The sequence below is a fragment of the Saccharopolyspora sp. NPDC003752 genome, from assembly GCF_053605825.1.
In genome coordinates this window covers 49,006-61,283 of the sequence record NZ_JBSGJZ010000006.1, presented here as the reverse complement: position 1 = coordinate 61,283, position 12,278 = coordinate 49,006, and the positions used below count along the sequence as shown (strand labels likewise).

At 72.0% G+C, this 12,278-nt stretch carries 11 protein-coding genes; 5 read left to right on the top strand and 6 right to left on the bottom strand.

Translation table 11 applies throughout. The features are described from left to right. Positions 1-17: 17 nt before the first annotated feature. Entirely contained in the window at positions 18-1,574 is a 1,557-nt protein-coding gene (locus tag ACWEV3_RS09900) for an ArnT family glycosyltransferase (RefSeq protein WP_452613485.1), read from the top strand. On the opposite strand, the gene ACWEV3_RS09895 is transcribed toward ACWEV3_RS09900, so the two are convergent. Then, on the bottom strand, positions 1,526-2,962 hold the full coding sequence (locus ACWEV3_RS09895) for an aminotransferase-like domain-containing protein (RefSeq protein WP_452613484.1): 1,437 nt from the start codon (positions 2,960-2,962) through the stop codon (positions 1,526-1,528). The two genes, ACWEV3_RS09900 and ACWEV3_RS09895, sit on opposite strands and share 49 nt — an antisense overlap. Before the next feature lie 64 nt (positions 2,963-3,026). On the opposite strand from ACWEV3_RS09895, the gene ACWEV3_RS09890 reads away from it, so the two are divergent. After that, complete coding sequence (locus ACWEV3_RS09890; RefSeq protein ID WP_452613483.1) at positions 3,027-4,187, top strand: trans-sulfuration enzyme family protein; 1,161 nt, start codon at positions 3,027-3,029, stop codon at positions 4,185-4,187. 180 nt (positions 4,188-4,367) lie between these two features. Here the strand turns inward: ACWEV3_RS09890 and ACWEV3_RS09885 are convergent, their stop codons facing one another. From ACWEV3_RS09885 to ACWEV3_RS09870, 4 genes are all read right to left on the bottom strand, one after another. Beyond that, positions 4,368-5,072 carry a CAAX protease gene (locus tag ACWEV3_RS09885; RefSeq protein WP_452613482.1) on the bottom strand — a complete coding sequence of 235 codons (705 nt, stop codon included), beginning with the start codon at positions 5,070-5,072 and terminating at the stop codon, positions 4,368-4,370. Between the two features lie 374 nt (positions 5,073-5,446). Beyond that, entirely contained in the window at positions 5,447-6,103 is a 657-nt protein-coding gene (locus ACWEV3_RS09880) for an IclR family transcriptional regulator (protein ID WP_452613709.1), read from the bottom strand. 40 nt (positions 6,104-6,143) lie between these two features. Next, positions 6,144-7,349 (bottom strand): fumarylacetoacetate hydrolase family protein, encoded by a 1,206-nt coding sequence (locus ACWEV3_RS09875; RefSeq protein ID WP_452613481.1) that lies wholly within the window; start codon positions 7,347-7,349, stop codon positions 6,144-6,146. Further along, the gene (locus ACWEV3_RS09870; protein ID WP_452613480.1) at positions 7,346-8,212 is read right to left on the bottom strand and encodes a hypothetical protein; all 867 of its coding nucleotides are present in this window, start codon (positions 8,210-8,212) and stop codon (positions 7,346-7,348) included. Before ACWEV3_RS09870 ends, ACWEV3_RS09875 begins: the two co-directional genes overlap by 4 nt. A gap of 295 nt (positions 8,213-8,507) precedes the next feature. Between ACWEV3_RS09870 and ACWEV3_RS09865 the strand changes: the two genes are divergently transcribed. Beyond that, positions 8,508-9,287 carry a DUF2470 domain-containing protein gene (locus ACWEV3_RS09865; RefSeq protein ID WP_397527376.1) on the top strand — a complete coding sequence of 260 codons (780 nt, stop codon included), beginning with the start codon at positions 8,508-8,510 and terminating at the stop codon, positions 9,285-9,287. Positions 9,288-9,453: 166 nt separating this feature from the next. On the opposite strand, the gene ACWEV3_RS09860 is transcribed toward ACWEV3_RS09865, so the two are convergent. Further along, on the bottom strand, positions 9,454-9,804 hold the full coding sequence (locus ACWEV3_RS09860; RefSeq protein WP_452613479.1) for a hypothetical protein: 351 nt from the start codon (positions 9,802-9,804) through the stop codon (positions 9,454-9,456). A 112-nt stretch (positions 9,805-9,916) separates the two neighbouring features. Between ACWEV3_RS09860 and ACWEV3_RS09855 the strand changes: the two genes are divergently transcribed. Continuing rightward, positions 9,917-10,726 (top strand): CPBP family intramembrane glutamic endopeptidase, encoded by an 810-nt coding sequence (locus tag ACWEV3_RS09855; RefSeq protein WP_452613478.1) that lies wholly within the window; start codon positions 9,917-9,919, stop codon positions 10,724-10,726. A gap of 166 nt (positions 10,727-10,892) precedes the next feature. Beyond that, positions 10,893-12,095, top strand: a complete 1,203-nt coding sequence (gene arcA / locus ACWEV3_RS09850) for an arginine deiminase (protein WP_452613477.1) — start codon at positions 10,893-10,895, stop codon at positions 12,093-12,095. The last annotated feature ends 183 nt before the right edge of the window (positions 12,096-12,278 follow it).

Here is a 12,278-nt window from a genome sequence, read left to right as displayed (position 1 = left end):
CGGAAAGGGGCTCATCCGTGACGTTGACCCATCCCGGAAAAGCCGTGCAGCCGAAGGGAATCGGCCGGGAACCGCTGTTCCCGCCGGCGGTGCGGCCGGCTCTGCTGATCGCCGCGGCCGTCGCGATCGCGTTGCTGCTGACCAGCCCGCGTTACGGCTACTTCGCCGACGAGCTCTACTTCATCGCGGCGGGGCACCACCTTGCCTGGGGCTACGCCGACCAGCCGCCGCTGATCCCGCTGATAGCGTCCACTTTAGACACCTTGTTCCCGGATTCGCTGGTGTCGCTGCGGATTCCGCCGATGCTGGTCACCGCCGCCGGAGTCGTCGTGACGGCGCTGATCGCGCGCGAACTGGGCGGCGACCGCCGCGCGCAGGTGCTCGCCGCCGGGGCCTGGGCGGTCACCGTGCAGTTCGCCAGCGCCGGGCACCTGCTCGCGACCTGGTCGTTCGATCCGTTCCTGTGGACGGTGATCGGCTGGCTGGTGGTGCGCTGGACGCGCTGCCGCCGGGATCACCTGCTGCTGTGGGCCGGCGTGATCACCGCGGTCGCGCTGCAGGTCAAGTTCCTGATCCCGGCGTGGTGGCTCTGCGTCGGTGTCGCCGCCCTCGCGGCTGGACCGCGCGAGCTGCTGCGCCGCCCGATGCTCTGGTGCGGGGCGGCTTTCGCCGCGCTCACCACGGTTCCCACGCTGCTCTGGCAGCACGCCCACGGCTGGCCGCAGCTGCGCATGCCCGCCGCGATCGCCGCCGAGAACTGGTACGGCTGGCTGTTCCTCCCGACGGCCGTCGCCTGCGCGGGCCTAGTCGGCGGGGCCGCGGCCTGCTACGGCTCGTGGCGGCTCCTGCGCTCGCCGAACCTGCGCCCGTACCGCTACCTGGGCTGGGCCGCCATCGGAACCACGGCGATCTTCCTGCTCGCGGACGGCCGCCCCTACTACGTCGCGGGCCTGTTCGGCCTGCTCTACGCCGTTGCCGCAGTGGAGGCCCCGAAGTTCCCGGGCCGGCTCACCGGCACGGCTTTCGCGGTCTCCGCTTGCCTGGCGCTGGCCGCGCTGCCGGTGCTCCCGGTGTCGTCGATCCAGCGGTTCGACACGTTCGGCCGGGGCAGCATCGGCTGGCCGCAGCTGACCTCGGCCGTGGCCGACGCCTACCACCGCGCTCCCCCGCGGACCGCCGTCATCACCCACGACTACTGGTCGGCCGGCGCCCTGCACCACTGCGGGAGCGCGGCCGGGATTCCCGAGGTGTACAGCGGAAGCCGGGGATTCTGGTACCTCGGCCGCCCGCCGGAGGACACCGAGCACGTGGTGTACCTGGGCGGCACCCGCGAAGACCTGCTCCGGTCCTTCCGCGACGTCCGCCCGCTGACCACAGTGGACACCCGGCTCGACACCTACTACGAGGGCACCACGATCTGGCTCGCCAGCGGGCCGCGGCGACCGTGGGCCGAGCTGTGGCCGCAGTTCCAGCGCATGGGCATCTTCGACGGCACCACCGGCAGCGGCACCGAACTCCCCGGCGCTCAGACGACCAGCGCGTTCACCGCGGCGACCGCGGCCGTGCCGTCGTAGGAACGCCACGCCTCCGCCATCCTGCGCACCGCCTCGGCGAGCTCGTCCGGCGGGTAGTGGAACGGGATGCGCAGGCAGCGTTCGCTGCGCCGCTGCGGATCCAGCGACTGACCTGGCAGCACCGCGACGCCGAACCGCAGCGCGTGCTGGGCGAAGGCGCTCGCGTCGCCGTGGGGCAGCGTGGCCCAGAGCGTCTGCCCGCCCGCAGGAACCCGGAACGTCCACGGCAGGTTCGCGTCGAGTTCGGTGCAGAGGCGGTCGCGCCGGGCGCGGAGTTCGCCGATCCGCCGCTCGCGCACCTCGTCCAGCCTCGGCAGCAGCGCGGCGGCCAGCCACTGGTCCAGCACCGGGCCGCCGAGATCGTGCACCGCCCGGAGCCGCGCCAGCCTCGTGATCAGCGGCTCGGAACCACGCACCCAGCCGACCCGCAGGCCGCCCCAGACCAGCTTGCTCAGCGATCCCACGTTGATGACCGCCGCGCCGTCCAGCGGCTCCGGGGCCGCGTCGTCGAGGTCGAGCTCGGCCAGCACCTCGTCGTCGACCAGCGGGACGCCGTGCCGCTCGCAGGTCTCCGCCAGCCTGCGGCGCTGCAACGACGGCAGCAGTTCGCCGGTCGGGTTGTGGAAGGCGGAGATCACGTACGCCAGCGCCGGACGATCCGCCACCGCGCGCAGGTAACCAGCCAAGTCCAGCCCGTCACCGGCGCGGACCGCGCGGATCCGGGCACCGGCCTCCTGCGACAGCTCGAACGATCCCGGGTAGGTCGGGGCGGCGAGCAGCACCTCGTCGCCGGGCGCCACGAGCAGCCTGATCAGCAGCGAAAGGGCCTGCTGCGCCCCGTTCACGACGAGGATCTGCTCGGCGCGGGTAGGCACGCCGCGCTGCGCGTAGCGGTCGGCGATCGCCTGCCGCAGCTCGGGAACGCCGGCCGGGTGGTAGCCCATGTCGGGGCCGATGGCGGCGAGCCGGGCGGTCACCGCGGGCAGCAGCTCGGCGAGTTCCGGTGGCGGCAGCAGCGGGCTCGCGCAGGTCAGCTGGATCGCGCCGTCGGCGGGTTCGAGCAGGTGCAGGTACATCGGGCCGACCGACTCGACGGCGGCGTTGCGGGCGGCGGTGAGCCATGCCGACGTGACCCGGGTTCCGCTGCCCTGGCGGCGTTCGAGCCGGCCCTCCTCGCGGAGCGTCCGGTAGGCGGCCACGACGGTGTTGCGGCCGACCGCGAGCGCGTCGGCGAGCGTGCGATCGGGCGGCAGCACGGTGTCCGGCGGCAGGCTGCCGTCTTCGATCAGCTGGCGCAGCCGTCCCGCGAGCAGCTCGTGCAGAGCGCCGCGCTGCGCGGACCAGCGGCCGAGCAATCCCACGACGCGATCCAGCGAAATTGGTTCCATCGGGGAGCCAATCTACCCGCATTGGCGCTTCCCGCGGACCGCCGCCGGGGGAAGCCTGGTTCCCATGACCCACTTGAACACCCGCTGCGTCCACGTCAAGACCCCGGAGCCCCCCGTGGGGCGGCCGCTGACCGCGCCGCTCTACCAGACCTCCGGCTTCGCCTTCGCCGATCCCGCGGTCCTCGCCGACGGCATGGCGAACCCCGACGGCGCGCCGGTCTACTCGCGGATGGGCAACCCGACCGTGCGGGCGCTGGAGGACACCGTCGCCGAGCTGGAGGGCGGGCAGGCCGGCTTCGCGACCGGCTCCGGGATGGGCGCGATCAACTCGGTGCTGCTGACGCTGCTGAGCAGCGGCGACCACGTGATCGCCCAGCGCAGCCTCTACGGCGGCACGTTCGCGTCCTTCGAGAACCTCGCGCACCGCTGGGGAATCGAGGTCAGCTACGTGTCGGGCCCGGCGGAGGCGCGGCAAGCGCTGCGACCGAACACCAAGCTGCTCTACGCCGAGACGATCTCGAACCCGATGGTGGAGGTCGCCGACCTGCCCGGGATGTTCGCGGTGGGCCGCGAGGCGGGCCTGATCAACGTCGTGGACAACACCTTCGCCACCCCGCTGCTGTGCCGCCCGATCGAGCAAGGCGCGGACGTCGTCGTGCACTCGACGACGAAGTACCTCGGCGGCCACTCCGACGTGCTGGGCGGGGTCGCGGTGTTCGCGGACGCCGACCTGCACCGCGAGCTGTGGCCGGAGCTGGTGGAGATCGGCGCGTCGGCGGATCCCTTCGCGGCGTGGCTGACGCTGCGCGGCGTGCAGACCCTCGCGCTGCGGATGCGCCAGCACTGCGCGAGCGCCCAGTTCATCGCCGAACGGCTCGCCGAGCACCCGGCGGTGCGCGCCGTGCACTACCCGGGCCTGCCGTCGCACCCCGGCCACGAACTGGCGCGGAAGCTGCTGACCGGCAACGGCGGCGTGCTGACCTTCGACCTGGGCAGCAGGGCGGCCGGGCTGGCCTTCGTGCAAGCGATCCGGCTGGCATCGCTCGGCCCGTCGCTGGGCGGCGTCGAGACGCTGGCGCTGCACCCGGCCAGCACCTCGCACCGCCAGCTCACCGACGAGCAGCTGCGCGCGGTCGGCATCGGCGAAGGCGTCATCCGCGTCTCGATCGGCATCGAAGACCCGGACGACATCTGGGCCGACCTCAACCAGGCCCTGCCCGCGTGAGCACATGGGTCGTGAGTAGTCGTTGCGGCAAGAACCGCCGTTCCCACTCACGACCCCCACCGGGCTACGGGCGGAAGTCGGCGGCGTGGTCCCGAGTCCATTCGGCGAAGCCCCGGGCCCGGCGGCTGACCGGCTCGGCCGTCGCGGCTGCGCATCATGATCATGGCGTTCCCGCCCAGATCAGTTCGGCGCGTCCCTGAGCAGCACGGGGGTGTGGGACCGAACAGCGAGCCAGTCGCCGACCGGCGCGGACACCCACCGAACCAGCGTCACGATGTCGTCGTGGATCTCAGCCGGGCTGCGTCGAATCGTCGTGCCGGGAATGCGGACCCCACCGACGATCGGCTCGCAGTGGGAGATCCTGTTGCGCAGGGCATAGACCCGATGCGCCACCGCATGCACCTCACTGCGGATTCCTGTCGAGTTCGGGAAGGCAAACCGCAAGGCCGGCCGCCACAGCGTCGCGTCGTAGTACCGACGCCGCCGGAACGGCTTCTTGCCGACGTAGCCGCCGGATTCAAGCAGGTGCACCCAGAACCCCATCGCCAGCTGCGCGACCAAGCGGCCGGACGGGCCGTCCTCGGTGCACCGCGCATCGGTCCATGCCTTGGCGATCGCGGCCTGGCCGCGATCGTCGAGCAGTTGCTCATCGGCCCACCAACGCGGGCCGTACCGCTCGGTGAGCTGGTCGTTCAGCGCGTTGCGCAGTACCACCTCGGCGACGCCGAGATCGCGGTGAAAGCTGGCGGCGAGCTCGCCCCCGAGCAGGTACAGGGAGATCGGCGGGACGCCCCACGCCGGGGCATGCCGGTGATAGGTGCCCAGCCGTTCGGCGCTCAGCAGCGGTTCGAGCTCATCCGGTGGTGGCGCAGCGTCATAGCCCACTGCGGTGTTCTACCACCATGATCACCGGCCACCGAACGTGACCTTGAGCCGCGAGGAACGCCAGCGCGAGCAATTCAGCACATCGCCAGGCGATGTCGATATGCCCGATTCCACATCACATCGCGATGTGATGTGGCTTCCTGTGGTATGGTCGATCGCGAAGTCCCCCGGTTAGCCAGTACTTCGGTACGCGCCGGGGGTTTTTATTTCCTGGCCAAGTTCGTCCGCCACCGGCGCTCGGCACGCGTCATCATGCATCTTCCCAGCACCGCCGTGCGGCGAGGGGCTCGTTCCTCCCGAACGTCAGTGGAACTGTGGAGGCGAATACGGGGGCTGAACCGGCTGAATCAGAGCCAGCGTTACGCGACGCGAAGTCAGCGCAGGGCTTCGGCGACCGCCTCGGCCGTCTCCAGCACCAGCGGCCCGATCTCCTCCGGCGCCAGCGGCTGCAGGGCCACCACGCCGACGCTGGCGCGCAGCCCCGGCACCCCGCGCACCGGCGCGGCCACCGCGAACGCGCCCGGCTGCAGGTCGCCGCTGGTGGCGATCCACGCCGGCCCGCCCGGCGGCAGGTCCACGGCCCGCCCGGCCGCGCCGCGCTGCACCGGATGACGACTGCCGACCCGGTACGACACGTGGTAGCTCGTCCACGACGGCTCGACGACCGCCACGGCCTGCGCCTCGCTGCCGTCGGCCACGGTCAGGTGCACCGTCGCGCCGACCTTCTCCGCCAGCGCCCGCAAGGCGGGCAGCGATGCGATGCGCAGCTGCGGCAGCACCCGCCCGGCCAGCCACAGCACGCCGAGCCCGAGCCGCACCTTCGAACCCTCGCGGCGCACCAGGCCACGGCTCTGCAGCGGCCCGAGCAGCCGGTACACCGCCGCGCGGCTGACGCCGACGGTCGCCGCCAGGTCGCTGATGGTGGGCGCTTCGCTCTCCGCGTCCGCCACGGCCTGCAGCAGGCTGAGCCCACGATCGAGCGTCAGCGAGCTCTCCTTGGTACCCGGCTGGGCGTCGCGCGGCAGGCGCATCGGGCCGCGAATCGACTCGGGGCTGGGTTGGGCCATCGCGTCACCTCCGAGCCGCGGCCAGCACCGTGCCGGTCACCTCGCCGAGCCCGATCACCGAACCGCCGGGCCCCGGCGCGCTGCCACTCAGTGTCACCCGATCCCCGTCCTGGAGGAAGGTCCGCTGCTCGCCGTCCTGCAGCGTGATCGGCTCCGCTCCGCCCCAGGTCAGCTCCAGCAGGCAGCCCCGCTGGTCGCGCTCGGGCCCGGACACGGTCCCGGACGCGAACAGGTCGCCGGGGCGCACCGGCGCGCCGTTCACGGTCATGTGCGCCAGCTGCTGCGCGGGCGACCAGCTCATGTGCTCGAACCGCGGCGAGGCCAGCAGCGTCTCGTTGCAGCGCACCTCCAGCCGCAGGTCCAGCCCCCACGGCTCCTTCTCGACGAGGTAGGGCTGCAGCGCGTGCGCCGGTTCCGGAATCGGCACCCTGGCCTGCTCGAAGGCCTCCAGCGGCGTGATCCACCCGGCGACGGAGGTGGCGAACGACTTGGCCAGGAACGGCCCCAGCGGCTTGGACTCCCAGGCCTGGATGTCCCGCGCCGACCAGTCGTTGACCAGCGCCAGCCCGAACACGTGCTCGGCGAAGTCCGAAGTGGACACCCGGGCGGCCGGTTCGCCACCGCAGACGAACCCGACCTCCGCCTCGAAGTCCAGCCGCCGCGTCGGGCCGAACGCGGGCTGCAGGTCGCCGGTGGCCTTGCGCTGCCCGCTCGGGCGGTGGATGTCGGTGCCGGAGACGTACACGGTGCCCGCGCGGCCGTGGTAGGCCACCGGCAGGTGCGACCAGTTCTCCGGCAGCGGCTCGACGGTGCGCCGGGAGATGCGGCTGACGTTCTCGGCATGGTGCCGCGATGAGAAGAAGTCGACGTAGTCGCCGACCGCGAACGGCAGCACCAGGGTGTGCCAGTCGGTGCGCACCAGGCTCGCGCCCGCCGGCGCCCGATCGGCCGCGACGAGCTCGCTGAGCCGCTCCCGCAGCTCGCGCCAGCGGTCGCGGCCCGCGGCCAGCAGCGGATCGAGCGAGTCGCCGGAGACCAGCTCGGCGAGTCGAGGACCGAGTTCCCCGGCGATGCCGCGCAACAGCAGCGCGTGCCGCCCGACCCGCACCGCGATGACCGGGCCGCTGCCGGTCACCAGCACCCCGTAGGGCAGCGTCTGCGGGCCGAACGGCTTGTCCGGGGCGAACTCGGGGTCCTCGATCCAGGTCAAAGCAGTCCCAATCCTTCGAGTTCGGCGACGGGGTCCTGCAACGAGCACGAGCCGTAGGAGGCGAAGACGTCGCGCACCGCGTTGGCGGCGTCGTCGGACAGGGCGCGCGCCTCCTCGGCCAGCGCGGCGCCGTCGGTGCTGGCCAGCGCCGCCCGGACGTCCTTGCCGGACAGCGAGCGCGCGGTGGCGACCAGGACGTTGAGGAAGCCGTGGTGGGTGAACCCGGTCTCCTGGTCGGTGCCGCGCACCGCGGTGTGCAGCCCGGTGGTGGCCTTGAACGGTACGTCGAGGGTGCCCGCCACCGCGAGGAAGTCGGTGACCACGTCGATGGACGGCACCGATTCGGCGGTCTGCCCGCCGCAGCGCAGCTTGGGCCAGCAGCCGTGCTCGGCGACCCGTCGGATGCCGTCCAGCCAGCCGTCGCCGCCGCGTCGCGGCTCGACCACCCGGATGATGTCCTCCGGCACGAACTCCGAGACGCGCTCCAGCCAGATGTCGTCGACGTCGGACGGCGCGGGCATCTCGACCATCCGCAGCGCCAGCAGCTCCTGCCGGCCCTCGATGATCGACAGGGCCTTGGGCACGCCGCCGAGCCCGGTGTCGCACACCAGCGAGAGCGGCACCGGCGACGCCGGCTTCACCTTCGCCAGTTCGGTGATCAGCTCGGCCAGCCGGGACGCCTTGCACAGCATCGGCCCGAGCAGACCCGTGAACGCGCCGCCGCGCGCCTCGAGGTGGTCGGCCACCGCCTCCGGCACTGCGGCGGTACCCGGCGGGAACAGCGCCGCGTCGTCAACCAATCGGGCGAACAGGGGCGGGATGCCGCGCGGACCGGGCGCGCGAAGCTCAACAGCGCTTGACACGGCTGACACGCTAATGCCGTACCGGCCAGTGAACAAAGGTGCCCGATAAACGGACGTCGGGCGGGGTCATGTAGGCCTCCCTCGCCTGGTTTGGACATCATCATCCTCCCTGGTCCGACGGCGCTCGCACCGCCCCTGGGGGCACTACTCCGGTTGCCGCCCCACGGAGCCGTTCCAGCTGGTACTAAGAGGATGCGCGGGCAGTGGGGCCGCTTCGGCGACCGCGTGGCGCCCGACGAGGTGACTTCCCCACCCGACACATTTAAATTAGGCTTGCCTAAGTTGGAGGTGAGCAGTGGGTGAGACGACCATTCGCCGGCCCGCGACGCCGAGCGCTGCCGAACGTGCCAGGAGCATCGCCAAACGCGGCGGCCGCGCAGCGCTCCTGCCGGCCGACGAGAACTCGGCGCGCATCGCGCCGTTGCTGCACCACGTGCACGCCGATGGCTCCGCAACCGTCCTGCTGGCGGACGAACACCCGCTGATCGCCGCCGCCTGGCAAGCGCCGCGCGCCGAACTGGCCGCGGTCCTGGAACTCACCGACCCGACGCCGGTCCGGCTGCGCGAACCGGTGCGCGGGCTGCTGTGGCTGACCGGCTGGGTGCGGCTGCTCGACGGCGCGGAGGCCCGCGACGCCGTGCTCTCGGTCGCCGACGAGCGCCCGGACCCGCGGCTGCTCGACGCCGGGCACGGCGCGAGCGTCCTGCGGCTGGAATCCGCGTCGCTGGTGCTGGCGGATTCGGAGGGCACCGGCTCGGTGGACCCCGCTGACTTCCAGGCCGCCACGCCGGATCCGTTCTGCATGCAGGAAGACGCGTGGCTGCGGCACCTGGAGCTGTCGCACCGCGACGTCGTCGGGCTGCTCGCCCGGCACCTGCCGGAGAAGCTGCGCGGCGGGCACATCCGCCCGCTCGGGCTGGACAAGTACGGCCTGCGGCTGCGGGTGGAATCGGCCGACGGCGACCACGACGTGCGACTGGCGTTCTCCCGCCCGGTCAGCACGACCGAGCACCTCGGCGTGGAGCTCCGCCGCCTCGTCGGCTGCCCCTTCCTCGCCCAGCAACGCCAGGGCTGACGCCGCCGGAACGGAGCGAACGGACCGTTCACCTCAGCAGCCAACGCGAACGGACCGTTCACCTCGGCAGGCGGCGCGAACGGACCGTTCACCTCGGCAGGCGGCGCGAACGGACCGTTCACCTCGGCAGGCGGCGCGAAGAGGCCGTTCGCGCCGATCCCCGACGTCAGTCGCGTTCGGAGTTCTCGGGGGTCAGGAGCTGGATGCGGCCGTCGCGGAAGCGCAGCGGATCGGCGCCCGGACCCACCAGCATCGCCTCCTCCACCGACGCGTCGCGGGTGATCACCCAGAGGAACGCGCGCGCCACGATCGCCGATCGGCCGGGCCATCGCCCGTCGGTGAACCGCACCAGCAGCCCGCCCGGATCGCTGTGCCGGATCTCGACCAGGACACCGTCCCGGATGCCGAACAGGTCGGCCGAGCCGAGCGGCCCGTCGAGCACGTCGAAGCGGCGCAGCGCCTGCAGCACGCGCACCGCGCGTTCGGTGTCCGCCGCGCCCCACACGAACACGTCCATGCCGATCCGACGCGGCGGGGGCGGTGACCAGTTCCGCACGCGGTTTTCCCGGTATTTCCAGACCTTCGAGCGCCCGGCCGGTGGCGTCACCGATCCGGGTACGGTTCGACGCGTGAGCACCCTGCGCGCATGGCTGACCCCGACCCGGCCCGGCGAGCCCGCGACGATCGCGGACCGGTCGGAGCGCAGGGCGATCGTCATCGAGCTGTTCGTGGTCTTCACCGTGACGCTCGGGCTCTCCGGCGTGCAGAGCCTGCTGTCGCTGCTGGACGCCCTGCTGCGCCCGGAACCGCTGGCGGACCAGCACGCCGCGATCAACGTGCCGCAGGCGGAGCTCGGGCTGCTCGACATGCTCGCGCAGCTGGCGAACGTGCTGCGGCTGTGCGCATGGGGTGGCTTGGGGCTGTACCTGCTGTGGCGCGGCGGGGTGGCGCTGCGGCAGGTGGGCCTGGACCGCTCCCGTCCCGGGCGGGACTTCGCGGGCGGGCTGGGTCTCGCGGCCCTGATCGGGATCCCCGGCCTGGGCCTGTACCTCGTCGCGCACTCCCTGGGCCTCGCCCTGACCGTCCAACCATCCACTTTGGATGCTGCGTGGTGGCGCGCGCCGGTGCTGACGCTGGCCGCGTTCGGCAACTCGTTCGCCGAAGAGGTGCTGGTGGTGGGCTACCTGCTGACCCGGCTGCGGCAGCTGGGCTGGTCGGAGAACCGGGCGCTGTGGGTGTCGGCGGTGCTGCGCGGCAGCTACCACCTGTACCAGGGCTTCGGCGGCTTCGTCGGCAACGTCGTGATGGGCCTGGTCTACGGCCGCGCCTGGCAGCGCACGAACCGGCTGTGGCCGCTGGTCGTCGGCCACGCGCTGATCGACGTGGTGGCCTTCGTCGGCTACGCCGCCCTGCGCGGCCGCGTCGGCTGGCTGCCCTGACCCGGGAGCTGCCGATTCCAGGCGAAATCCGCAAGCCGACCCGGCAACGAACCGATCGTCCATTCTGCGCAACGATCCGATGGTCAGTTGAGCTTTTTGGTTAATGATTGATCGAAATCGTCGTCGTTGACGGACGTTTCCGTTAGTCGCGGTTAGGCTGCTCATCGTGAGCGAACCACACGTCCAGAGCGAGGTCGGCCCGCTGCACGCGGTGCTGCTGCACCGGCCGGGCACGGAGCTGAAGCGGCTCACGCCGCGCAACAGCGACCAACTCCTGTTCGACGCGATCCCGTGGGTCGATCGCGCCCAGGAGGAGCACGACGCGTTCGCCGAGGTGCTCCGCAACCGGGGCGTCGAGGTGCTGCTGCTGCGCGACCTGCTCACCGAGGCGCTGCGCGACACCCGCGCTCGGGCCGCGGCCGTGCTCGCGGGCGTGGACGAGCTCAGGGTGGGCACGGAGATCGCCGACACGCTGCGCTCGCACCTGTCCAGCGTGGACGATTCCGCGCTGGCCGGGATCCTCATCGCGGGCATGACGTTCGAGGAGCTGCCCGCCGCGGAGGGCGAGTCCCTGGTGCGCCGGATGCACCACCCGCACGACTTCGCCATCGATCCGCTGCCGAACCTGCTGTTCACCCGGGACTCGTCGGTGTGGATCGGCGACCGGGTCGCGATCGCGGCCCTCGCGATGCCGGCGCGCCGCCGCGAATCCGCGCTCACCGACCTGATCTACGCCTACCACCCGCGGTTCTCGCACTCCACCCGCGCCTACGGCGCGCACTCCGCGCCCGTCGAGGGCGGCGACGTGCTGCTGCTCGCGCCGGGCGTGGTGGCCATCGGCGTCGGCGAGCGCACCACGCCCGCCGGCGCGGAGTCGCTCGCCCGCTCGCTGTTCGCCGACGACCTGGCGCACACCGTGCTGGCGGTGCCGATCGAGCAGGCCCGGGCCTCGATGCACCTGGACACGGTGTGCACGATGGTCGACCGCGACGCCGTGGTGATGTACCCGGCGATCCAGCACTCGCTGGAGGCCTTCGCGCTGCGCCCGCTGGACGGCGAGCTGAAGGTGTCCGGCCCGACCCCGTTCCTGACCGCCGCGGCGGAGGCGATGGGCATCGACCACCTGCGGGCGATCGACACCGGCCTGGACCCGGTGACCGCGGAACGCGAGCAGTGGGAGGACGGCAACAACACGCTCGCCGTGGCGCCCGGCGTGGTGGTGGCCTACGAGCGCAACGCCGAGACCAACGCGCGACTCGAGGACGCCGGGATCGAGGTGCTGCGGATCAGCGGTTCCGAACTCGGTTCCGGCCGGGGCGGCCCGCGATGCATGTCCTGCCCCATCACCCGCGCCCCGCTGAATCCGTGAACTCGTCCGATTCCCATTCCATCACTTGATCGAGTGACTAATGGAGGGCGTTCCAACCGGAAAAGCCGATCACGAGCGCCCTTAGCCGAACAATAGCCACTCGAATTGGTGACACGGCGCGAAACATTCACCACCAGCAGCGACGACAGCGTCGCCACCAGCCAAAACAGCACAGGTTTGGCT